General features: G+C 70.2%; 21 protein-coding genes and 1 tRNA gene. 13 read left to right on the top strand and 9 right to left on the bottom strand.

The features are described from left to right. A partial coding sequence (locus tag AB0K18_RS28000; protein WP_364919703.1) for a site-specific integrase occupies positions 1-1,106 on the top strand: 1,106 nt, incomplete at its 5' end. 59 nt (positions 1,107-1,165) lie between these two features. Here the strand turns inward: AB0K18_RS28000 and AB0K18_RS27995 are convergent. From AB0K18_RS27995 to AB0K18_RS27965, 7 genes are all read right to left on the bottom strand, one after another. Further along, positions 1,166-1,237 (bottom strand) — tRNA-Val (locus tag AB0K18_RS27995). 17 nt (positions 1,238-1,254) lie between these two features. After that, entirely contained in the window at positions 1,255-2,196 is a 942-nt protein-coding gene (locus tag AB0K18_RS27990) for an ROK family protein (RefSeq protein WP_355413200.1), read from the bottom strand. Between the two features lie 493 nt (positions 2,197-2,689). Beyond that, on the bottom strand, positions 2,690-2,971 hold the full coding sequence (locus AB0K18_RS27985) for a hypothetical protein (protein WP_364919700.1): 282 nt from the start codon (positions 2,969-2,971) through the stop codon (positions 2,690-2,692). Positions 2,972-3,043: 72 nt separating this feature from the next. Beyond that, the gene (locus AB0K18_RS27980) at positions 3,044-3,499 is read right to left on the bottom strand and encodes a peroxiredoxin (RefSeq protein ID WP_364919697.1); all 456 of its coding nucleotides are present in this window, start codon (positions 3,497-3,499) and stop codon (positions 3,044-3,046) included. Positions 3,500-3,535: 36 nt separating this feature from the next. Then, complete coding sequence (locus AB0K18_RS27975) at positions 3,536-3,967, bottom strand: DUF3052 domain-containing protein (protein ID WP_345387640.1); 432 nt, start codon at positions 3,965-3,967, stop codon at positions 3,536-3,538. A gap of 117 nt (positions 3,968-4,084) precedes the next feature. Further along, positions 4,085-4,492 carry a secondary thiamine-phosphate synthase enzyme YjbQ gene (locus AB0K18_RS27970; RefSeq protein ID WP_364363387.1) on the bottom strand — a complete coding sequence of 136 codons (408 nt, stop codon included), beginning with the start codon at positions 4,490-4,492 and terminating at the stop codon, positions 4,085-4,087. A gap of 9 nt (positions 4,493-4,501) precedes the next feature. Then, positions 4,502-4,684, bottom strand: coding sequence for a DUF1918 domain-containing protein (locus AB0K18_RS27965; protein WP_364919694.1), 183 nt, complete (start codon positions 4,682-4,684; stop codon positions 4,502-4,504). Positions 4,685-5,392: 708 nt separating this feature from the next. Here AB0K18_RS27965 and aceE point away from each other — a divergent pair. From aceE to AB0K18_RS27950, 3 genes are all read left to right on the top strand, one after another. Then, the gene (gene aceE / locus AB0K18_RS27960) at positions 5,393-8,140 is read left to right on the top strand and encodes a pyruvate dehydrogenase (acetyl-transferring), homodimeric type (RefSeq protein WP_364919692.1); all 2,748 of its coding nucleotides are present in this window, start codon (positions 5,393-5,395) and stop codon (positions 8,138-8,140) included. 188 nt (positions 8,141-8,328) lie between these two features. Continuing rightward, the gene (locus tag AB0K18_RS27955) at positions 8,329-9,849 is read left to right on the top strand and encodes an alpha/beta hydrolase (RefSeq protein WP_364919689.1); all 1,521 of its coding nucleotides are present in this window, start codon (positions 8,329-8,331) and stop codon (positions 9,847-9,849) included. Between the two features lie 10 nt (positions 9,850-9,859). Further along, positions 9,860-10,597 carry a maleylpyruvate isomerase family mycothiol-dependent enzyme gene (locus AB0K18_RS27950; protein ID WP_364919686.1) on the top strand — a complete coding sequence of 246 codons (738 nt, stop codon included), beginning with the start codon at positions 9,860-9,862 and terminating at the stop codon, positions 10,595-10,597. A gap of 344 nt (positions 10,598-10,941) precedes the next feature. Here the strand turns inward: AB0K18_RS27950 and AB0K18_RS27945 are convergent, their stop codons facing one another. Both AB0K18_RS27945 and AB0K18_RS27940 read right to left on the bottom strand, forming a co-directional pair. Continuing rightward, positions 10,942-11,664: a YafY family protein gene (locus AB0K18_RS27945; RefSeq protein ID WP_364919684.1), complete on the bottom strand. Its 723-nt coding sequence runs from the start codon at positions 11,662-11,664 to the stop codon at positions 10,942-10,944. A gap of 269 nt (positions 11,665-11,933) precedes the next feature. Then, positions 11,934-12,956 (bottom strand): PHP domain-containing protein, encoded by a 1,023-nt coding sequence (locus tag AB0K18_RS27940; RefSeq protein ID WP_364919682.1) that lies wholly within the window; start codon positions 12,954-12,956, stop codon positions 11,934-11,936. 129 nt (positions 12,957-13,085) lie between these two features. Here AB0K18_RS27940 and AB0K18_RS27935 point away from each other — a divergent pair, with 129 nt between their 5' ends. The 9 genes from AB0K18_RS27935 (at position 13,086) to AB0K18_RS27895 (ending at position 21,483) form a co-directional block, all read left to right on the top strand. Then, a complete protein-coding gene (locus AB0K18_RS27935; RefSeq protein ID WP_364919680.1) occupies positions 13,086-13,646 on the top strand; it encodes a hypothetical protein in 561 nt (186 codons plus the stop codon). Positions 13,647-13,650: 4 nt separating this feature from the next. After that, a complete protein-coding gene (locus AB0K18_RS27930) occupies positions 13,651-14,796 on the top strand; it encodes a glutathionylspermidine synthase family protein (RefSeq protein ID WP_364919678.1) in 1,146 nt (381 codons plus the stop codon). 32 nt (positions 14,797-14,828) lie between these two features. Beyond that, positions 14,829-15,260, top strand: coding sequence for a DUF350 domain-containing protein (locus AB0K18_RS27925; RefSeq protein ID WP_345387660.1), 432 nt, complete (start codon positions 14,829-14,831; stop codon positions 15,258-15,260). A gap of 115 nt (positions 15,261-15,375) precedes the next feature. Continuing rightward, entirely contained in the window at positions 15,376-16,500 is a 1,125-nt protein-coding gene (locus tag AB0K18_RS27920) for a helix-turn-helix domain-containing protein (RefSeq protein WP_364919726.1), read from the top strand. 103 nt (positions 16,501-16,603) lie between these two features. After that, positions 16,604-17,500 (top strand): ACP S-malonyltransferase, encoded by an 897-nt coding sequence (locus AB0K18_RS27915; protein ID WP_364919676.1) that lies wholly within the window; start codon positions 16,604-16,606, stop codon positions 17,498-17,500. Beyond that, positions 17,497-18,453 (top strand): beta-ketoacyl-ACP synthase III, encoded by a 957-nt coding sequence (locus AB0K18_RS27910; protein ID WP_364919673.1) that lies wholly within the window; start codon positions 17,497-17,499, stop codon positions 18,451-18,453. Before AB0K18_RS27915 ends, AB0K18_RS27910 begins: the two co-directional genes overlap by 4 nt. Before the next feature lie 76 nt (positions 18,454-18,529). Next, positions 18,530-18,769, top strand: coding sequence for an acyl carrier protein (locus AB0K18_RS27905; RefSeq protein WP_043614464.1), 240 nt, complete (start codon positions 18,530-18,532; stop codon positions 18,767-18,769). Between the two features lie 56 nt (positions 18,770-18,825). Then, entirely contained in the window at positions 18,826-20,058 is a 1,233-nt protein-coding gene (gene fabF, locus AB0K18_RS27900) for a beta-ketoacyl-ACP synthase II (protein ID WP_364919671.1), read from the top strand. Continuing rightward, positions 20,059-21,483: a carboxyl transferase domain-containing protein gene (locus tag AB0K18_RS27895; protein WP_364919668.1), complete on the top strand. Its 1,425-nt coding sequence runs from the start codon at positions 20,059-20,061 to the stop codon at positions 21,481-21,483. It begins immediately after the preceding gene. The last annotated feature ends 153 nt before the right edge of the window (positions 21,484-21,636 follow it).

The raw sequence follows: 21,636 nt of genomic DNA, 5'->3' as shown, positions 1-21,636 counted from the left end.
TCGGCTACACCCCGGCCGGCAAACGCATCGTCAAGAAGGCCAGCGGCAAGACCAAGACCGAAGCCAAGGCCAAACTCAAAGAGATCATCCGCGACTACGAAGACGGCCTGGCAATCGCGCCGACCAACTACACCGTGGCCGACGCGGTGCGCTACTGGCTGGAACACGGCCTCGGTGGGAGGTCGGACGCCACGGTGAAGATGTACATCACCTACGCCGACAAGCACGTGATCCCTGCCCTCGGCGCTCGCAAGCTGCGCGACCTCTCGGTGGAGGACGTGGACAAGTGGCTCACCAGTAAGACCGGTGACCTGGGCACCCGGTCGCTGAAGCTGATCCACGGCATCCTCAACCGGTCGGTCAAGAGCGCCATGCGCCGTGACAAGGTGAAGCGGAACGTCGTGGATCTGTGCGACATCCCGGAGGGGCGCGCCGGTCGTCCGTCCAAGGCCCTGACGCTGGCCCAAGCTCTCGCCGTTCTCGCCCAGGCGGAGAAGAGCAACGAGCGCATACGGGCCTACATCGTCTTGTCCCTGCTGACCGGGGCTCGTACGGAGGAACTGCGGGCACTGCTCTGGTCGCACGTCGTGGCGTACGACGAGAGCCGTGAAGCCTGGCTGCCGGTGGCAGAGGCGGGCTGGGAGCACACCGACTTCGCGGTCTACGTCTGGCGATCCGTCCGGCAGAAGGGCGACACCAAGACGGTGAAGTCCCGCCGGTCACTCAAGCTCCCCCAGCGCTGCGTGGACGCGTTGCGCCTCCTCAAGGAAGCGCAGGACCTCGCGAGGGAGAAAGCGGGCAACCGATGGCAGGACACCGACCTCGTGTTCTGCACGCGAACGGGCACACCCGTCACGGCTCACAACGTACGGCGTGACTTCCGCAAGGTCGTCGTGGCGGCGGGGCTCACCGAACGAAAGTGGTCACCTCGCGAGCTACGCCACAGCTTTGTGTCCGTGCTGTCAGACTCCGGCGTCCCCATCGAGGACATCTCGCGCCTGGTCGGCCACTCCAACACGGTGGTCACCGAGACGGTCTATCGGCACCAGATCCGGCCTGTGATCATGCAGGGAGCTGCGGCGATGGACAGGATCTTCGGGAGTTAGTCACTCACTTAGTCACTCAGTCGCCGTTTTCAAGATCGAACATCACTTGTTTTCGCAGGTGGGCGGTACTGGGTTCGAACCAGTGACCCCTCGCTTGTAAGGCGAGTGCTCTACCGCTGAGCTAACCGCCCCTGATCGGCACTACACCTTACGACACCAACGGACCCGATCGCACATCCACCACCCACCCGGGCCCCAGCTCGGGGCGGCCGGCGGCGCGCCAGCCCAGGAGGGCGGCGCCGAGCATGCCGGCGTCCACGCCGAGTGCGGCGGGGACGAGCGGGGGCGCCTCGCGGAAGGCCAGGCGCTTGATCAGGCGCGTGCGTACGGGGTCGAACAGGGCGGGGCCGGCTTCGGCGAGGCCGCCGCCGAGGACGATGACGGACGGGTCCAGGAGCAGCGTGTACGTGGCCAGCGCCAGCGACAGCGCCTCCACGGCCTCGTCCCAGACCTCGATGGCGATGGGATCGTCGGAGGAGACCACCTGCTCGGCCTTGACGCCCTCGACGCCGGCCCGCTGGCTGTAGCGGCGCCCGACGGAGGCCGCCGACGCGTACGTCTCCAGGCAGCCGAACTGCCCGCACGCGCACTGTTCGCCGTCGGGGAAGACAGGGGTGTGGCCGATCTCGCCCGCCCAGCCGGCGGCGCCGCCGTACGGTTCGCCGTTGATGATCGAGGCGCCGGCGATGCCCGTGCCGATGGGGAGGAAGAGGAAGTCGGAGACGCCGCGGCCCGCGCCGAGGATGCTCTCCGCCAGGCCCCCGGTGCGTACGTCGTGCCCGAGCATGACCGGGATGTCCAGGGTGGTGAAGTCCGTGGCGGGGACGTCGCGCCAGCCCAGGTTCGTCGCGTATACGGCGGTGCTCTCCGTCACCAGCCCCGGTACGGCGAGGCCGACGCCGGCGGGGATGCCGTCGCCCGATCCTGCCAGGTGGCTGATGAAGTCGGAGATCGCGGCCACGACCGCCTCCGGCCCCTCGGTCCGAGGGGTGGGGCGCCGCTCGCTCAGCAGCACCGCGCCGGACTCGCTGACCAGGCCGCCCTTCATGGACGTGCCACCGACGTCAAGCGCGACGACGAACGAACTCATTGCGGACACGGAAGGAGACGATAGCGCAGCTCAGCAAATGTCCGGAAAGGGTGTCCGGCCCCAGGCACAAGATCAGCACGTGAACGCGACGTCGACCGGCCGCCGACCACGACCTTGATCAACCAGCCAGACCGGGGTCGATGGCAGGGCTCCGTGGCAGGGGGCCCGTGACAGGGGGCCCGTGACAGGGGGCCCGTGACAGGGGGCCCGTGACAGGGAGCCCGCGGCAAGGGCTCCATGGCAAGGGGCCCACGACAAGGGGCCCACGACAAGGGGCCCACGACAAGGGGCCCACGACCTGTGCCGAGTCCGGGGGCAGGGCATCCCAGAGAAGTCCGGTGCGGCATCCCGGTCAAGTTCGGTGCGGCGTCCCAGACACGATCAAGCTCAGGCGCGCATCCCGTTCAAGACGCCCCAGACCATCACACAGCCCCGCGAACCCAAGTGAAGCCCACCAAGCCCCGCACACACCCGCAACCCCGCACAAGCCCCCTCAGGCCCGCCCAAGGACCCGGTTGAGCGCCGCCTCCACCTCGGCCGACAGCCCTGGGGGTGCGGCGACGGTGGGTGGGTGGATGGGGTCGGTGGACGAGCGGGCCATCCAGACGGCGCCGCACCCCCGGCACTCCACCTCGCCCAGCCGGCAGAACAGCGCCGTGGACCCGCACGTCGAGCAGGAGTCGAGGTCGAGGTCGTGCAGCCGCTGACAGTCAGGGCAGATGAGCACCTGGGACTCGTGGCGCACCCCGCGCTGCCACGGGCTGGCTCCGCGCACCGGGTCCGTCTGCCGGGCCCCGCACCGGAAGCAGGGCATCGTTTCCTCCGAAGTCGGCGATGTCCTTGAACGTCATGCGATATCGGCGAGTGCCTTGACATAGTCGGCGACGTCACGTGCTGAGGAGATCGGACTGACCACCGACCACCGGATCACGCCCTCGCCGTCGATGATGAAGGTCCCCCGCTGCGCGAGCCCCTTCGCCTCATCGAACACACCGTACGCCCGCGCGACCTGTCCGTGTGGCCAGAAATCAGAGAGCAGGGGGAACGTGTAACCCTCGCGATCCGCCCACGCACGGTGGGTGAAGACCGAGTCGACGGACACGGTCAGCAACCGCGCGCCCTCGATGGGCTGATCGCGCAGAGCGGACAGCTCGCTGCCGCAGATGCCGCTGAACGCCAGCGGGTAGAAGACCAGCACGACCTTCTCGCCCCGGAACTGTCGCAGGCTCACCGGGGTGCCGTGCTGGTCCTGTAGCTCGAAATCAGGAGCCTGGGCGCCGACCTCGGCAGGATGTGCGTTCACAGATCCATCCTGCCGTACGGCAGGCGCTCGAGACTCCTACCGGCGGCTGCCTTTCGGCGGGACGAGCCTGGTCCCGGACCAGTCGGGTGCGGCGGAGATGCTGCTCGTCTGCGAGAGACCCGCGGTAGCGGCATCCTCCCCGATGTCGCTCGGCTCCACGTGGCCATCGCGCCCGGCCTTGGGAGTCAGCAGCCAGATCTGGCCGCCGTCGGCGAGTGCTCGCATGGCGTTGGTCAGAGCGTCGAAGAGGTCGCCGTCACCGTCGCGCCACCACAGCAGCACCACGTCGACGACGTCATCACTGTCCTCATCCAGCAGCTCGTTGCCGGTCAGGTCTTCGATGGAGTCGCGAAGCTCGTCGTCGACGTCCTCGTCCCAACCGATCTCCTGCACCACCTGACCCGGCTTGAGGCCGAGTCGTTCGGCCAGGCCGCGCTCGCCCTGCGCCTGACCCGCGGTCGCGCTCACGTTTATCCCTCCTGCTTGAGTGGCCCCGCTTATGCGGTTTATCGCTTCGGCACAGTCCACACGCTGTGACCCTCAGTCGTCAACGGTCGCCACGGGTACGGCCCTGGTCGGCCAGAATCAATCAGACAAAAACGACAGCCGAACCTGACGTTGCGGGTTGTCGACGTTCAGGTCGATCAAGGCGACCGACTGCCACGTGCCCAGTGCCATTCGCCCGCGCAGCACGGGGATCGTGGCGTACGGCGGGATCAGTGCGGGCATCACGTGGGACCTGCCGTGACCTCGCGAACCGTGGGCATGACGCCATCGATCGTCGGCGGGCAGCAGGTCGCGCAGCGCGGCCAGCAGGTCGTCGTCGCTGCCCGAGCCCAGCTCCAGCAGCGCGACCCCGGCCGTGGCGTGGGGCACGAAGACGTGCAGCAGCCCGTCGCCGCCCTGACCGCGTACGAATTCGGCACATTCGGCCGTGATGTCGTGCACGGTCTCCCGGGAACCGGTGGCCACAGCGATGATTTCAGATCTCACGCGAAAATCTTACTGATGCAGCACCACGGCATCGGGCCCGGGAAAGACCAGGCAGGTGTGCCCGTCGTCGTACTGGACCCGGTACGGGGGCGCGCCGTCCACGCCTTGGACCTCAGTGATTACGCCACCCCTGTCCCTTTCGCCCACGGTATTGCCATGTACCAGGAGGCGGTCGCCAACCGTCGCATTCATACCTCTCACATTGGTACGTGGAATGCCGTACGAAAAGTGAGATTCCTAAGTTTTGCCGGGTCTGGAGAGCGCTCCAGAATCATGACCGGATTGTTACGGTGCATGGAGCGAACGTCGCCACCGCGAGAGCGACGGTTGGAAGCCCCGATCGGCGGCGACGCGCCCGGGCGGTGGGACACCGGGCAAAGGGGTGAGGAGAGGCTCCAGGGCACACCGGCGCAAGGCCCCCGAGGGCCGCGGCGGACAGCACAGGAACAGGCCGGGGCCGCCGCCCGTTCGCGCCGAAAGCCGGCGCATGACCGGCGCGTGATCCGCCTGGCCACCTGAACCAAGAGCGGTCCGGCCAGGAGCGGCCGGCGGACGCCGTGATCGCGGCCTGAGCGCCCGGCCGACCTGGCCGGATAGACTCGCCCGCCGCGAGTGAGAAGCCTCCCCCGAGGGGGAGGCTAAGGCTACGGAGGAGACATCGCGGGAAGCAGCCGGGAATCGAGCGAAATTTCGTTGGTTTTCTGGTCTTGTTAAATTGTTTTCGGGATGTAACCTTTGGTGGCGATTCGTCCTACCATCGGTGGTCTAGGCCATCAGGGGCGGCCCTGCCAGCAGGGACACTCTGGTTACTGGCTAGTAGAGATGCGTTTTCTCCGGCTAGAGACCAGGATGGAAGGCGACCCAGACCAGACATCAGTCCATCTCGGAAGGCGAGACCCAGTGGCTTCCGGACGCCAGCGATTCTCGATCATCAGCGACGGCCTACCCAGCCAGCTTCCTGATGTCGATCCCAGCGAGACCAACGAGTGGCTCGAGTCCCTCGACAACGTCGTCAAGACCGAGGGCCGCACCAGAGCCCGCTATCTCATGCTGCGCATGCTGGAGCGAGCCCGCGAGCACCAGGTCGGCGTGCCGGGCCTGCGCAGCACCGACTACATCAACACCATCCCGCCGGAGCGCGAGCCCTGGTTCCCGGGTGACGAGCACGTCGAGCGCCGCATCCGTGCCTACATCCGCTGGAACGCGGCGGTCATGGTGTCGCGAGCCAACGCCCGCACCAACGTCGGCGGCCACATCGCCACCTACGCCTCGGCGGCCTCCCTTTATGAGGTGGGCTTCAACCACTTCTTCCGCGGCAAGGACCACGGCGAGTCCGGCGACCAGGTCTTCTTCCAGGGTCACGCGGCCCCGGGCATCTACGCGCGCGCGTTCCTCGAGGGCCGGCTCAACGAGGCCCAGCTCGACGCGTTCCGCCAGGAGCTGTCGCACGGCTTCCACGGCCTGCCCTCCTACCCGCACCCGCGGCTCATGCCCGACTTCTGGGAGTTCCCGACGGTGTCGATGGGTCTCGGCCCGATCGGCGCGATCTACCAGGCGCGGTTCAACCGCTACCTGTTCAACCGCCAGATCAAGGACACCAGCCGCAGCCACGTCTGGGCCTTCCTCGGCGACGGCGAGATGGACGAGCCCGAGTCGCTGGGCGCGATCGGCCTGGCCGCGCGCGAGGAGCTCGACAACCTCACGTTCGTGATCAACTGCAACCTGCAGCGGCTGGACGGCCCGGTACGCGGCAACGGCAAGATCATCCAGGAGCTGGAGTCGTACTTCCGCGGCGCCGGCTGGAACGTGATCAAGGTCGTCTGGGGCCGCGACTGGGACCCGCTGCTGGCGGCCGACGTCGACGGCGTGCTGGTCAACCAGATGAACACGACCCCCGACGGCCAGTTCCAGACCTACTCGGTCGAGTCGGGCGCCTACATCCGCGACCACTTCTTCGGCTCCGACCCGCGCCTGCGCAAGATGGTCGAGCACCTCACCGACGACGACATCCGCAAGCTGTCGCGCGGCGGCCACGACTACCGCAAGGTCTACGCCGCGTTCAAGGCGGCCCGCGAGCACGTCGGCCAGCCGACGGTGATCCTCGCCCAGACCATCAAGGGCTGGACGCTGGGCAAGGACTTCGAGGCGCGCAACGCCACCCACCAGATGAAGAAGCTCACCAAGGCCGAGCTGAAGGAGTTCAGGGACCGGCTCTACCTGCCGATCCCCGACTCCGCGCTGGAGGGCGACCTGCCGCCTTACTTCCACCCGGGCGAGAACGACCCCGAGATCCAGTACATGAAGGAGCGCCGCGCGGCGCTCGGCGGCGTGCTGCCCAAGCGGATCATGCGCGCCAAGCCGGTCAAGCTGCCCGGCGACGAGGTCTACGCCACCTTCCAGAAGGGCTCGGGCAAGCAGCAGGTCGCCACCACGATGGCGTTCGTGCGGCTGCTGAAGGACCTCATGCGTGACAAGGAGATCGGCCACCGGTTCGTGCCGATCATCCCCGACGAGGCCCGTACGTTCGGCATGGACGCCATGTTCCCGACGGCCAAGATCTACTCGCCCCACGGGCAGACGTACGAGGCCGTCGACAGGGAGCTGCTGCTGTCGTACAAGGAGGCGACGCAGGGGCAGATCCTGCACGAGGGCATCAGCGAGTCGGGTTCGATGGCCTCGGCGATCGCGGCCGGCACCTCCTACGCCACGCACGGCGAGCACATGATCCCGATCTACATCTTCTATTCGATGTTCGGGTTCCAGCGCACCGGCGACCAGATGTGGCAGATGGGCGACCAGATGGGGCGCGGCTTCCTGCTGGGCGCCACCGCGGGCCGCACCACGCTCAACGGCGAGGGCCTGCAGCACGAGGACGGCCACACGCCGCTCATCGCCTCGACGAACCCGGCCGTCGTCGCCTACGACCCGTCGTGGGCGTTCGAGGTGGCCCACATCGTCAAGGACGGCCTCAGGCGCATGTACGGCGACCAGCCCGAGGACGTCTTCTACTACCTGACCGTCTACAACGAGCCCTACCTGCAACCGGCCCAGCCCGCCGACATCGACGTGCAGGGCCTGCTCAAGGGCCTGTACAAGTTCGCCGACGGCCCGGAGACGCAGGGGCCCAAGGCCAACATCCTGTCCTCCGGCGTGGCCGGTCCGTGGGCCGTGGAGGCGCAGCGGCTGCTGGCCGAGCACTGGGGCGTGTCCGCCACGCTGTGGTCGGCGACGTCGTGGTCGGAGCTGCGCCGCGAGGCGCTGGCGTGCGACGAGCACAACCTGCTCAACCCCGACGCCGAGCGCCGCGTCCCCTACGTCACCCAGGCGCTGTCCCAGGCGCACGGCCCGTTCGTGGGCGTCAGCGACTACATGAAGGCCGTGCAGGACCAGATCGCGCAGTGGGTGCCGGGTGACTGGTCCTCGCTGGGCACCGACGGGTTCGGCCTGTCCGACACCCGTTCGGCGCTGCGCCGCCACTTCCACGTCGACGCCGCCTCGATCACGCTGGCCGTGCTGAGCAGCCTGGTCAAGCGGGGCGAGCTCGACGGCGAGGTGCTGCGCGAGGCCATCGCCCGCTACCACCTCAAGAACGGCGTCACCGAGGCGGGCGGCGCGGAGAGCAACGACACCCAGTCGATGGGCGTCTGACCCGACCGAGATACGGCGCTCCCGCGAAGATCTTCGCGGGAGCGCCGTCATATCAGGCCGTCCGGGCCGCCGGGCAGCTGAGGCGGCACGTTCAGGAGGGGGTACGTGCCGCCTCACTCACGATTGGTGCACGTTGCCGTATTGTGGGCACTACTTCCCCCTGAAGAGATGTGAGGGGAAGTTTCGTCATGCGTCGCGTTATAGCCGCCGCCCTGGTCCTGGCGGCCGCCGGCTGCTCCACCGCACCCGCTCAGCCGGCCTCCGAGGCCCTCGACGGCGCGAGCCCCGGGCCCGCCGCATCAGGGTCGATCGCCTGGGGGCCGTGCACCGACATCAAGCGTCCCGACGGCGATCCGCCCGCCCGCCAGGACGCCTCCATACGGTGCGGCAAGCTCGCGGTGCCCCTCGACTACGCCAAGCCGGACGGCGAGAAGATCGACCTCGCGCTCATCAAGCTGCCCGCCGCCGGCAAGGCGAAGAAGCTCGGCTCGATGGTGTTCAACTTCGGCGGGCCTGGGGCCTCCGGCGTCGACACGCTCGACCAGGCCGCCAAGGCGCTGACCGCGCTGCGCGCCCGCTACGACCTGATCAGCTTCGACCCGCGCGGCGTCGAGCGCAGCTCCGGCGTGCGCTGCGGCGACGGCGCCGAGATGGATAGGTTCACCTCGCTCAACACGCTGCCGGCCGACGCGCAGACGCACCAGGCGGCCGAGGCGGCCAACAAGGAGTTCGCCACCCTCTGCCAGGAGCACTCCGGCAAGATCCTGCCCTACGTCGGCACCGTGAACGCCGCCCGCGACATGGACCGCATCCGCGAGGCCGTCGGCGACCCCAAGCTCAACTACGTCGGCATGTCGTACGGCACCCAGCTCGGCGGCGTCTACGCCACCCTGTTCCCGAAGAACGTCGGCCGCATGGTGCTCGACGCGCCACTCGACCCGACGGTCACGTTCGAGCAGCGCACGCTGGCCCAGACGCGCGGCTTCCAGCAGGCGTACGAGAGCTTCCTCAAGGCGTGCGTGAAGGAGGGCGGCTGCGCGGTCGGCAAGACGTCCGAGGAGGCCAACGCGAACGTGGCCCGGCTGATGAACCAGCTGACCACCAAGCCGCTGCAGGTGGGCGGCCGCGCGCTGACCCAGGGCCTGGCCTCCACCGGTGTGGCCGCCGCGCTCTACTCGGAGCTGACCTGGCCGTTCCTTGAGCAGGCGCTGGGCGAGGCGCTCAAGGGGCGGGGCGAGGCGCTGATGTACCTCGCCGACTCCTACACCGGGCGCGACCAGAACGGCAACTACTCCACGCAGATGACCAGCTTCCCCGCCATCACCTGCGTCGACACCGCCGAGCGGCCCGACGAGGCGACGCTGCGCCGCACGGAGGCGGCGGCGCTGAAGATCTCGCCGCTGTTCGGCAGCGAGGGCTCGGGCGGGCTGTGCCGGGTCTGGCCGGCCAAGGGCAGCGACGAGGCCAGGCACGTGAACGCCACCGGCTCCGCGCCGATCCTCGTGGTGGGCGGCAAGGGCGACCCGGCCACGCCGTACGAGTGGGCGCCCAAGCTGACGGCCCAGCTCAAGACCGCGACGCTGGTGACGTACGAGGGCGAGGGGCACGGGGCGTACCTGTCGGGCAGCAAGTGCGTGCAGGGGATCGTGGACGCGTACCTGATCGACGGCAAGATGCCGCAGAAGGGCACGACTTGCCCGGCGGCCTAATGTAGGTCGGGTGACTGACTACCTCGCGAAGATCGAAGCCGAGACGACCAGGCTGGCGGCGCTGTCGGGCGACCTGTCGGTGCCGGTGCCGAGCTGTCCTGGCTGGACGATCGCCGACCTGGTCACCCACGTCGGGCGGCTGCACCGCTGGACCGTGCACGTGCTGGGCAACCAGGTGCAGGAGCGGGTCTGGTCGTTCCAGGTGCCGACCGGCCTGCCGGAGGGCGTCCCCGGCGACGCGGCGTGGCTGACGGCGGGAGCCGGCGAGATGCTGGAGACGCTGCGCGCCACCGACCCCGCGACGCCGGTGTGGTCGTGGGGGCCGGAGAAGCAGGCCTCGTGGTGGCCGCGCCGGATGTTCTTCGAGCTGCTGATCCACCGGGTGGACGCCGAGCTCGCGCTCGGCATCGACCCGGAGATCCCGGCGGAGACCGCGATCGACGGCATCGAAGAGCTGCTGCACAACCTGCCGTCCGCCCGGTGGGTCACCAAGCCGCTGGCCGAGCTCGGCCTGGAGGGGGCCACGATCCACCTCCACGCGAGCGACGCCGACGGCGAGTGGACCATCACGCAGGGCCCCGCCGGGACGTTCACCTGGGAGCGCGGGCACGCCAAGGGCGACGTGGCCGTGCGCGGCCCGGTCGCCGACCTGCTGCTCGTGCTCTATGGCCGCCGCTCACTCGCCGCGGTGACCGTGCACGGCGACCAGGACCTCCTCGACCGCTGGCTGTCGGCCGCCTCCCTCTGATCACCGCCCTGCTCCCTGACCGCCGGCCCTGAGCACCGGCCCTGAGCACCGGCCCTGAGCACCGGCTCCGAGCACCGCCCGATCACCGCGAGCGCAAGGGCCCTGGACGCGCCGCCGCTCGGCGATCGGCGGCGTGTCCAGGGCGACGGGTGACCCGCCCCGCACGGGCGGGGCGGCCCGCTCGCCGGGACCGGGATCTCGCGGGGAAGGCGCTCTCTCCGGCCGGCGAGCGGATGATCACCTGGAATGGATGATCATGCGCTCCTCATTGTTCGAACACCACAAGGATGTATCCCTATGGCGACAACCCCCTGTCGGTGTTTTCGAAAAAACTCTCGGATCAGTCAGTCGAGCACCGTTCCGTGCACGACCATCTCGGGCACGTCGGTGGCGAAGCCCTCAAGGGGCCGGTCGGGGCAGCGCTCGGCGGTGACGGTGGCGGCCGCGATGCGGTCGAGGCGGAAGACGCGTACGTCGTCGCGCAGCCGGCACCACGCCACGAGATACCAGAACCCGCCACGCCCGCCCAGGAACACACCAGGCTCGACGTCCCGCGAGGTCAGCGCCCCCTTGGCGTCGGCGTAGTCGAGCCTGAGCACCCGGCGGCGCAGCAGCGCCTCCTCGATGGCCCTGGAGATGCCCTCGCCGCCCATCGGCCGGACCTCCGGCTCGTCCTGCGGGCGCGCGAGCTGCACGCGCCTGGCCAGCTCTCTGGCCAGCTCGCCCTCGGCGCCCGGCATGGCGGCCACCACCTTGCGTAACGCGCTGCGGGCCTGGCGGCCGAACGGCTGGTCGCCGGCCCGGCTGAGCGCCACCGCGATGGCCACCGCCTCGGTCGGCGTGAAGTTGAGCGGGGGCAGGGAGGCCTTCCTGTCGATCGCGTAGCCGCCCTTGCGACCCGGCTCGGCGTAGATCGGCACGCCCGACTCCTGCAACGCGGTGATGTCGCGCTCGATCGTGCGTACGCTCACCTCGAACCGCGCGGCCAGCTCGCGGGCGGAGCGGCAGCGTGGCGCGATGGCGCGCAGGTCTTCGACGAGCGCGTAGAGCCGGTCGGTACGGTTCACAAGCGGAACGCTACGCGCCGCCACCGACAATCGCGGGCCGCGCGGCAGCCCCGCGACACCCACCTAACCGCGCCGCCACAGGGGTCTCACGCCCGCGTCACCACCCCGGCGCCCCCTGGAAAAAGCGGAACGACCTTCCATGCGACATGCGAGCCGTGCTCGCCTTTCCACGGTGTGACGATCCGCGGTTCTTCCCGTCAGCCGACCAGCCCGCCGATCGATCAGCCGCGCCGCCAGCCGAGCGGTCAGCCGACCGTTCAGCCGCGCCGTCAGCCCCGCGTCCAGTCGAGCAGCCGGTCGAGCGGCCAGGTGTTGACGATCCTGTCCGCCTCGATCCCGCACCTCGCGGCCCGCTCGCAGCCGTTGCGCTGCCAGTCGAGCTGCCCCGGCGCGTGCGCGTCGGAGTCGATCGCGAACAGGCAGCCCATCTCGTACGCCAGCCGCATCAGCCGCTTGGGCGGGTCGAGCCGGTCGGGCCTGGAGTTGATCTCCACCGCGACCGAGAACCGCCGGCACGCCTCGAAGACCAGCTCCGCCTCGAACTCCGACTCGGGACGCTTCACTCCTCGCTTGCCGCCCGCCCGCACGACGCGGCCCGTGCAGTGGCCGAGCACGTCCACGCGGGGGTCGGCGATGGCGGTGACCATGCGGCGGGTCATGTCCTCCGCGCCCATGCGCAGCTTGGAGTGCACGCCGGCGACCACCACGTCCAGCCGGTCGAGCAGCTCGGGCTCCTGGTCGAGCGAGCCGTCGAGGTTCACGTCCACCTCGATGCCGGTCAGGATCCTGAACGGCGCCAGCCGCTCGTTCAGCGCGGCCACCTCGTCGAGCTGGCGCTCCAGCCGCTCGGCCGACAGCCCCTTGGCCACCGTCAGCCGCGGGGAGTGGTCGGTCAGAGCCAGGTAGTCGTGCCCGAGCGCGATCGCCGCCCGTGCCATCTCCTCGATCGGCGAGCCGCCGTCCGACCAGTCGGAGTGGCTGTGCAGGTCGCCCTTGAGCGCCGCGCGCAGCTCCGCGGTCTCCGCGTCGAGCTCCGTCCCGGCAGTTGCCCGCATTCGCCGCAAATAAGTTGGAACCTCACCCATAAGGCTTTCGTTGACCACAAGGGCGGTGACCTTCCCGATGCCGGGCAGATCACCGAGCCCGCCGTCACGGGCCAGCCGGGCGAGTTCTCCGGGGGACAGCTCATCGATCACCGCGGCGGCGCGGCGAAAGGCACGCACGCGGTACGGGGGCTCATCCGCGCGCTCGAGCAGAAAGGCGATCTCGCGCAGGGCCTCGACCGGATCCATGCGTCCAGTCCTACCCCAGGAGAGCGGCGACCAGGAGCACCAACCCTGATCAGGGCAAATCGGCCAGGGACCATTGATCAGGGCCAAGGGCCGCCGCTAGTCTGATCGGCCCAGGAAAGCAGGAGTTTCATGCCACACCCGTCGCAGGCGCCGAAGCAACCGCCGCGCAAATCGTCCAAGATCGTTCCGCTGGCGGTCCTCGGTGTCCTCTCGGTGATGGTCGTGGGTTATTGCGCGGCGGTCGACGACGACGAGGAGGTCACGGCCGACTGCGTCCTGCTGGGCAGCCCGAACGGCAGCGGCGACTTCCCCGCCACACCGACCCCCACCCCGACCTCCACACCGACCGCCTCCCCCACCGCCACAGACAGCGCCACCCCTACCGCCACCGAGTCCCCGACCACCTCCCCGACCCCCACCGACAGCCCCGCGGCCACGAGCACTTCCTCCGACGGCTCCTACCAGGTCGTGGACGACTCCTACTGCGACGACGACAGCCGCTCCTCCTCCACCGGCCACCACTACGGCGGCTCCCACGGCGCCTACGTCTGGTACTACGGCGGCCACCGCGTCGGCACCCGCGTACGCGGCGGCACCACGCTCAAGCCCTCCGACGTCAACATCAGCAGCAGGAGCGGCAAGTCGATCCAGCGCGGCGGCTTCGGCCGCGGCTGGAGCGGCGGGAGCTGAAGCCATGCGCCGCGAGCACGCCGCTCCCAGGGACGGCTGGGAGAAGACCATCGAAGGCCAGGGCCTGGCCTACCACCGCGCCGCCCACCCGGCCGGGCTGAGCCGCCCCTACTGGGACGAGTCCGTCCATTACGTCTTCTCCATGGACGAGGTCGAAGAGCTCGAACGCCAGGTGGAAGAGCTGCACGAGATGTGCCTGCACGCCGCCGCGCACGTGGTGGAGACCGGCCGCTTCGCCGACTTCGCGATCCCCGAATGGGCGTGGGAGGACGTCGCCCGCTCATGGGAGCGCCGCGACGACCACCTGTACGCCCGCTTCGACCTGCGCTACGACGGCACGGGCCCGGCCAAGCTGCTGGAGTACAACGCCGACACCCCCACGTCGCTGGTGGAGTCGTCGGTCGTGCAGTGGTTCTGGCTGCAGGACGTCTTCCCCGGCGACGACCAGTGGAACTCCGTGCACGAGCGGCTCATCGACCGCTGGCGGGAGCTGCGCCTGCCGTCCGGCCCCGCCCACTTCGCCTTCACCAGCGCCGACGAGACCGGCGAAGAGGCCATGACCGTGGCCTACCTCCAGGAGACCGCCGAGCAGGCGGGCCTCGCGACCGTGGCCGTCGCCATGGAGGACATCGGCTGGGACGCGCTCAACCGCACGTTCGTGGACACCGAAGGCCGCGTCATGCGCTCGGTGTTCAAGCTGTACCCGTGGGAGTGGATGCTGTCCGACGAGTTCGGACGCCACGCCGTACGCCACTCCACCTGGATCGAGCCGCTGTGGAAGGTGCTGCTGTCGAACAAGGCGCTGCTCGCCGTGCTCTGGGAGCTCAATCCCGGCCATCCCAGCCTGCTGCCCGCCTACCTCGACGGGCCCCGCGACCTGACCTCGTTCATCAGCAAGCCGCTGCTCGGCAGGGAGGGCGCCTCGATGCGCATCGTCACCCCTGAGGGCGTCCAGGAGACGCCCGGCCAGTACGGCCGCGAGGGCTACGTCCACCAGGGCTTCGAGGCGCTGCCCGTCTTCGAGGGCCAGCGGCCGGTGCTCGGCGCCTGGATGGTCGCCGACGAGGCGGCCGGCCTGGGCATCAGGGAGACGACCGGCTACATCACCGACGACACCTCCTCCTTCGTCCCGCACCGCATCCAGTCCTGAGCCCGTACCCACCCGTTTCGAATGGATCTTCCGTGACCCTCCTTGAGACCCTCGCCCGCGGTTCGGGCGCCATCGCCGCGTACGCCGCCGTCGGCCTGATCCTGCTGATCGTCGGCTTCTACGTGATCGACTGGGCCACGCCCGGCAAGCTGAGCGAGGTCATCCGCTCCGAGCGCAACCCCAACGCCACCCTGCTCGCCACCTCCGCCCTGGCCGCGATCGGCCTCATCGTGGCCGCCTCCATCTGGTCGGCGGGCGGCCGCCTGGGAGAGGGACTCGCGGGCACGGCCGTGTTCGGCCTGGTCGGCATCGTGGTCCAGACGCTCGCCATGCTGATCTTCGACAAGGTGGCCGGGATCTCCGTCCGCGACCTCGTCAAGGAGCAGGAGCTGCAGCCCGGCGCCCGCCTGCTCGCGGTCACGCACGTCGCGATCGGCCTGATCACCGCGGTCGCGGTCATCTGAGCCGCGAACCCGTCGCGCTCCGAACCGCCGTTCCGGACATCCGGAGGGACCTGGCACTCTAGGAGGCGTGACAGACCGGACCCGGGAGGACACCACCCGCCGCCTTGAGCGCGCCATGGGCGCGCTCGGCACCGCGGCGATGGCCCGCATGGACGAGCAGCTGCCGTGGTTCCGCGCGCTCAGCGCGGAGGACCGCTCGTGGGTGGGACTGGTGGCCCAGGCCGGCATCGCCGCGTTCGTCGAGTGGTTCCAGCACGCCGGCGAGGGCCGGCTCACGCCCAGCATCGAGTTCTTCGGCACCGCGCCGCGCGAGCTCAAGCGCTCCATCTCGCTCCAGCAGACCGTCGACGTCGTCAGGGTCGTGGTCGAGGTGGTCGAGGCGCAGACCCACGAGCTGGCCGCCCCCGGCGGCGAGGACCAGCTCCAGCAGGCCATGCTGCGCTACACCCGCGACGTCGCCTTCGCCGCCGCCCAGGTCTACGCCCGCGAGGCCGAGGCCAGGGGCTCGTGGGACGCCAGGCTCGAGGCGCTGATCGTCGACGCGCTGGTGCGCGGCGAAGTGGACGACGGCCTGCACTCCTGGGCCGCCGCGCTCGGCTGGACCTCCTCCCCCGTGGTCGTCATCGCCGGCAACGCGCCCGACGACGACCCGCGCGCGGTCATCGACGGGCTGCGCGAGAAGGGCCGCCGCATCGGCATGGACCTGCTGGCCGGGGTCCAGGCCGACCGGCTGATCGTGATCGTGGGCGGCGCGAGCGACGCCGACCACGCGGCCAAGCAGGTCGTGGCCAGGTTCGGCGTCGGTCCCATCGTCATCGGGCCCGAGGTGCCCGACCTGCACGCCGCCGCCAGGTCCGCGCGGGCGGCGCTGGCCGGGCTCAAGGCGTCCTGCGGCTGGCCCGACGCGCCCCGCCCGGTGCACGCCGAGGACCTGCTGGCCGAGCGGGCGCTCGACGGCGACGCCGACGCCAGGGAGCAGCTCATCGAGAACGTCTACCTGCCGCTCGCGGGCACGCCGCTGCTCGACACGCTGGCGACGTACCTGGAGCAGGGCACCTCGCTGGAGGCGACGGCGCGGCTGCTGTTCGTGCACCCCAACACCGTGCGCTACCGCCTGAAGAAGATCACCGAGCTGACCGGCTACCAGCCGACGGAGGGCAGGTCCGCCTTCACCCTCCAAGTGGGTCTCATCCTCGGCAGGCTCTCGGAGAGCGCCGAAACGTGGCGAGCGCTAACGTAACGCCGCCGAAATCCCCACTGTAGGGAACCTACAAATCACCCCGGACAAAGTTCGTACGGATCTCCATCCGCGTGTCGAAGTTCTACAGGGCAAGGTGGTTTTTGTGCTTGTACTCGTCGCCCCGGGCCAAGGTGCCCAATCACCGGGCTTCCTGACTCCCTGGCTCGAGCTGCCCGGCCTGGCCGACAGACTCGGCGCCTGGTCCGACGTCGTCGAGCTCGACCTGATCGCCTACGGCACCACCGCCGGCGCCGACGAGATCCGCGACACCGCCGTGGCGCAGCCGCTGCTCGTGGCCGCCGCGCTGGCCGCCGCCGAGGCGCTCGGTGCGGCCCCCGACGTGCTGGCCGGCCACAGCGTCGGCGAGTTCGCCGCCGCCGCGCTCGCCGGGGTGCTCACCCCCGAGCAGGCGCTCGGCCTGGTCCGCGAGCGCGCTCAGGCCATGGCCAGGGCGGCCGCCACCACCGAGACCGGCATGACCGCGGTGCTCGGCGGCGTCGAGGAGGACGTGCTCGCGGCCATCGAGAAGCACGGCCTGACCCCGGCCAACATCAACGGCGCCGGCCAGATCGTCGCGGGCGGCACGCTCGAGCAGCTGGCCGCGTTCAAGGACGACGCTCCCGCCCGCGCCAGGCTCATCCCGCTGAAGGTCGCGGGCGCCTTCCACACCGACCACATGGCCTCCGCGGTCGAGAGCCTGCGCGCGGCGGCCGCGGCCGTCGAGCCCGCCGACCCGTCGGTCACGCTGCTGTCCAACGCCGACGGCCAGGCGGTCGCGTCCGGGGCCGAGTTCCTGCAGCGGCTGATCAAGCAGGTGAGCAACCCCGTCAGGTGGGACTCCTGCATGGAGACCATGGCCGCGCTCGGCGTGACCGGCATGATCGAGCTGCTGCCCGGCGGCACGCTGACCGGGCTGGCCAAGCGCGGCCTGCGCGGCGTCCGCACCGCGGCGCTCAAGACCCCCGACGACCTCGACGCGGCCAGGGAGCTGATCCAGTGAAGATCCCCGACATCGTTCCCGGCGCGAAGGTGCTGGCGCTCGGCCACTACCAGCCCGCCAACGTCGTCACCAACGACGACCTCGCCAAGACCATGGAGACCAACGACGAGTGGATCCAGTCGCGGGTCGGCATCAAGGAGCGCAGGGTCGCCCCGGCCGGCGAGTCCGTCGAGGACATGGCGGCCATCGCCGGCGGCAAGGCCATGGCGGCCTGCGGCATGTCGCCCGACGACATCGACCTCGTCATCGTGGCCAGCTGCACGCTGGAGACCCAGATCCCCAACGCCTCCGCGGTCGTCGCCCACCGCCTGGGCATCCACGCCCCCGGCGCGTTCGACGTCAACGCCGCCTGCGCCGGGTTCTGCTACGCGCTCGGCACCGCCAGCGCCGCCGTCCGTGCGGGCTCGGCCCAGAACGTGCTGGTCATCGGTGCCGAGAAGCTGTCGCAGTGGGTCGACTGGACCGACCGGTCCACGGCCGTGATCTTCGCCGACGGCGCCGGCGCGGCGGTCGTCGGCCCGTCCGACACTCCCGGCATCGGTCCCGTCGTGTGGGGCAGCGCCGGCGACAAGTCCGACGCCATCATCATCAAAGACCGCAACGACAGCCTCCACCAGGAGGGCCAGACGGTCTTCCGGTGGGCCACCACCGCCCTGCACCCGGTGGCGCTCGAGGCCTGCAGGCGCGCCGGCGTCGAGCCTTCTGAGCTCGCCGCGTTCGTGCCTCACCAGGCCAACCTGCGCATAGTCGAGTCGATCGCCCGTAAGCTGGGCGCCGACAACGCCGTCATCGCCCGCGACATCGTCCTCGCCGGCAACACCTCGGCCGCCTCCATCCCGCTCGCGCTCTCGCGCATGCTGGAGCGTGGCGAGGTGCAGTCGGGTGGCCTGGCGCTGGTGCTCGGCTTCGGCGCGGGCCTGACGTACGCAGGACAGGTGATCGAGATCCCGTAGGGAGCTCGCCCACCCTTTCCATACTTGTGCGGCATCGCCCGCACAGAATCCAGAAAACCAAAGGAGAACTAGCGACATGGCTGCCACCGAGCAGGACATCCTCGAGGGCCTCGGCAAGATCATCAACGAGATCACCGGCATCCCGGCGTCCGAGGTGACCCCCGAGAAGAGCTTCGTGGACGACCTCGACATCGACTCCCTGTCCATGGTCGAGATCGCCGTGGCCGCCCAGGACGAGTTCGGCGTCGAGATCCCCGACGACCAGCTCAAGAACCTGAAGACGGTCAAGGACGTCCTCACCTTCATCCAGAACTGAGCGATCGATCACCGATCCGATCCATCCATGACTGATTCCAGCAAGGAGCGCGAAACGTGAGTGCGAACCGGGTACGTGTCGTCGTCACCGGGCTTGGCGCGACGACGCCCGTCGGTGGAGACGTCACCTCGACCTGGTCGGCGCTCCTCGCCGGTCAGTCGGGCGTCAAGACCCTGACCACGGACTGGATCGACACCGTCCCCGTGAAGTTCGCGGGGACGGCGGCGGTCGATCCCGCCGAGGTGCTGCCGCGGCCCGAGGCCCGCCGCCTCGACCGCAGCGAGCAGTTCGCGCTGGTCGCCGCCCGGGAGGCCTGGCAGGACGCCGGCGCCCCCGAGGTGGCGCCCGAGCGGCTCGGCGTCGTGGTCTCCAGCGGCATCGGCGGCATCAACACCACGCTGTCGGCGTACGACACCTACCGCGAGCGCGGCTGGAACCGGCTGTCGCCGTTCACCGTGCCCATGCTCATGCCCAACGGCCCGGCCGCCTGGATCGGGCTCGACCTGGGCGCCATGGCGGGCGTGCACGCCACGGTGTCGGCCTGCGCCTCCGGCGCCGAGGCCATCGGCTACGCGATGGACATGATCAGGGCGGGCCGCGCCGACGTGGTCGTGGCCGGCGGCACCGAGGCCGCGATCCACGGCCTCAACATGGCCGCCTTCGCCGCCGCGCGGGCCATGTCCACCCGCAACGACGACCCCGAGGGCGCCTCCCGCCCGTGGGACCGCGACCGCGACGGCTTCGTGCTGGGCGAGGGGGCGGGCGTCGTCGTGCTGGAGTCGGAGGAATACGCCAAGGCGCGGGGCGCGCGCATCTACGCGTACTGCGCGGGCGTCGGCTACTCCGCCGACGCGCACCACATCACCCAGCCTGAGCCCGAGGGCCGCGGCCAGATCATGGCGATGACGCAGGCGCTCAACGACGCCGACGTCACGGGCCTCGACGTCAAGCACGTCAACGCCCACGCCACCTCGACCCCCGCGGGCGACATCGGCGAGGTGCAGGCCGTGGCCAAGGCCATCGGCACCCACCCGCTCGTCACCTCCACCAAGTCCATGACCGGGCACCTGCTCGGCGGAGCCGGCGGCATCGAGTCCGTCTTCACCATCAAGGCTCTGCAGGAGCGGATCGTCCCGCGCACGATCAACATCGACGACCTCGACGACGGCATCGAGGTCGACCTCGTCCACGACGCGAACCGCGCGCTGCCTGACGGCGACATCGCCGCGGTCAACAACTCGTTCGGGTTCGGCGGCCACAACGTGACCGTCGTGTTTAAGGGGGCTTAAATGACCGTGCTCGACAACCGGGTGGTGAGCGAGGGCTCCGATCAGGAGCCCGCTGATCCCCGCGATCCCGTCGTCCGCCTGACCGCGCTGCTCGACGAGGGCTCGCTGCGGCTGATCACGCCCGAGGACAAGAGCGGCGCGCTCGCCGCGATGGGCCGCGTCGAAGGCGTCCCCGTCGTCGCGTTCTGCAGCGACGCCCGCGTCCAGGGCGGCGCCATGGGCGGCGAGGGATGCGAGCACATCGTCCACGCCTACGACGTCGCCGTCCGTGAGCGGGTGCCGGTCATCGGCATCTGGCACTCCGGCGGCGCGCGGCTCGCCGAAGGCGCCGAGTCGCTGCACGCGGTCGGCCGGGTCTTCGCCGCCATGACCAAGGCGTCCGGCATCGTGCCGCAGATCTCCGTGGTCGTCGGTCCCGCCGCCGGGGGCGCCGCCTACGGGCCCGCGCTCACCGACCTGGTCATCCTCGCCGACACCGGCCGCATCTTCGTCACCGGTCCCGACGTCGTGCGCAGCGTCACCGGCGAGGACGTCGACGCCGCCGCGCTCGGCGGGCCCGACCCGCACAGCAAGCGCAGCGGCGTGGCCCACATCGTCACCAAGTCCGAGACCGACGCCCTCGTCAAGGCGCGCCAGCTCGCCACGCTGCTCGGCCACCAGGGCCGCATGCGCACGGGCGAGATCGGCGAGGTCGACTTCTCGTCCCTGCTGCCCGACTCCGCCCGCCGCGCCTACGACGTCAAGCCCCTGGTCAACGGGCTGCTCGACGAGCCGGGCCTGGAGCTGCACCCCAAGTGGGCGCCCAACATCGTCACCTCGCTCGGCCGCATGGGCGGCCGCACGGTCGGTGTCATCGCCAACAACCCGATGCGGCTGGGCGGCTGCCTCGATGCCACGTCCGCCGAGAAGGCCGCCCGGTTCGTCCGTATGTGTGACGCCTTCGGGGTGCCGCTGGTTGTCCTGGTGGACGTACCCGGTTACCTCCCGGGTGTCGGGCAGGAGCACGACGGCGTGGTCCGGCGCGGGGCCAAGCTGCTGCACGCCTTCGCCGAGGCGTCGGTGCCGCGGGTCACGCTGATCACCAGGAAGGCGTACGGCGGGGCGTACATCGCGATGAACTCCCGCGCGCTCGGCGCCACCAAGGTCTTCGCCTGGCCGACCACCGAGATCGGGGTCATGGGCGAGGTGGCCGCGGTGCGCGTGCTCAAGCGCCGCCAGCTGGCCGCCGTCCCCGAGGAGGAGCGGGCCGAGCTGGAGCTGCGCCTGGCCGAGGAGCACAAGCAGGAGTCCGGCGGGCTGGTCAGGGCTCAGGAGCTGGGCGTCGTCGACGAGGTGATCAAGCCCGGCGAGACGCGCGGCGCGATCGCCAAGGTGCTGTCCCAGGCTACCCCGGCCAGGGGCGCCCACGGCAACATCCCGCTGTAACGCGCGACCTCACGGCAGAGGCCCCGCACCGTAATCGGTGCGGGGCCTCTCTCGTGTCTTCGGGCGCCCTTCACGGGTCTCGGGCGCTCGCCACCAGCAGGTCGGGCGTTCAACGGGCTCAGGCGGCCGGTCGGGTGCTCGGGGCGCCTCCCT

This window comes from Nonomuraea sp. NPDC049421 (assembly GCF_040677005.1).
Taxonomy (GTDB): Bacteria; Actinomycetota; Actinomycetes; order Streptosporangiales; family Streptosporangiaceae; genus Nonomuraea; species Nonomuraea salmonea.
The sequence above is the reverse complement of the archived record's forward strand: the minus strand, read 5'-3'. Positions and strand labels throughout refer to the sequence as shown.

Excerpts from the sequence above, each read along its gene's own strand:
- AB0K18_RS27990 (WP_355413200.1), bottom strand. The coding sequence starts at position 2,196 with ATGAGTTCGTTCGTCGTCGCGCTTGACGTCGGTGGCACGTCCATGAAG.
- AB0K18_RS27965 (WP_364919694.1), bottom strand. The coding sequence starts at position 4,684 with ATGAATGCGACGGTTGGCGACCGCCTCCTGGTACATGGCAATACCGTG.
- AB0K18_RS27955 (WP_364919689.1), top strand. The coding sequence starts at position 8,329 with ATGCGTCGCGTTATAGCCGCCGCCCTGGTCCTGGCGGCCGCCGGCTGC.
- AB0K18_RS27940 (WP_364919682.1), bottom strand. The coding sequence starts at position 12,956 with ATGGATCCGGTCGAGGCCCTGCGCGAGATCGCCTTTCTGCTCGAGCGC.
- AB0K18_RS27935 (WP_364919680.1), top strand. The coding sequence starts at position 13,086 with ATGCCACACCCGTCGCAGGCGCCGAAGCAACCGCCGCGCAAATCGTCC.
- AB0K18_RS27930 (WP_364919678.1), top strand. The coding sequence starts at position 13,651 with ATGCGCCGCGAGCACGCCGCTCCCAGGGACGGCTGGGAGAAGACCATC.
- AB0K18_RS27920 (WP_364919726.1), top strand. The coding sequence starts at position 15,376 with ATGGGCGCGCTCGGCACCGCGGCGATGGCCCGCATGGACGAGCAGCTG.
- AB0K18_RS27905 (WP_043614464.1), top strand. The coding sequence starts at position 18,530 with ATGGCTGCCACCGAGCAGGACATCCTCGAGGGCCTCGGCAAGATCATC.
- AB0K18_RS27895 (WP_364919668.1), top strand. The coding sequence starts at position 20,059 with ATGACCGTGCTCGACAACCGGGTGGTGAGCGAGGGCTCCGATCAGGAG.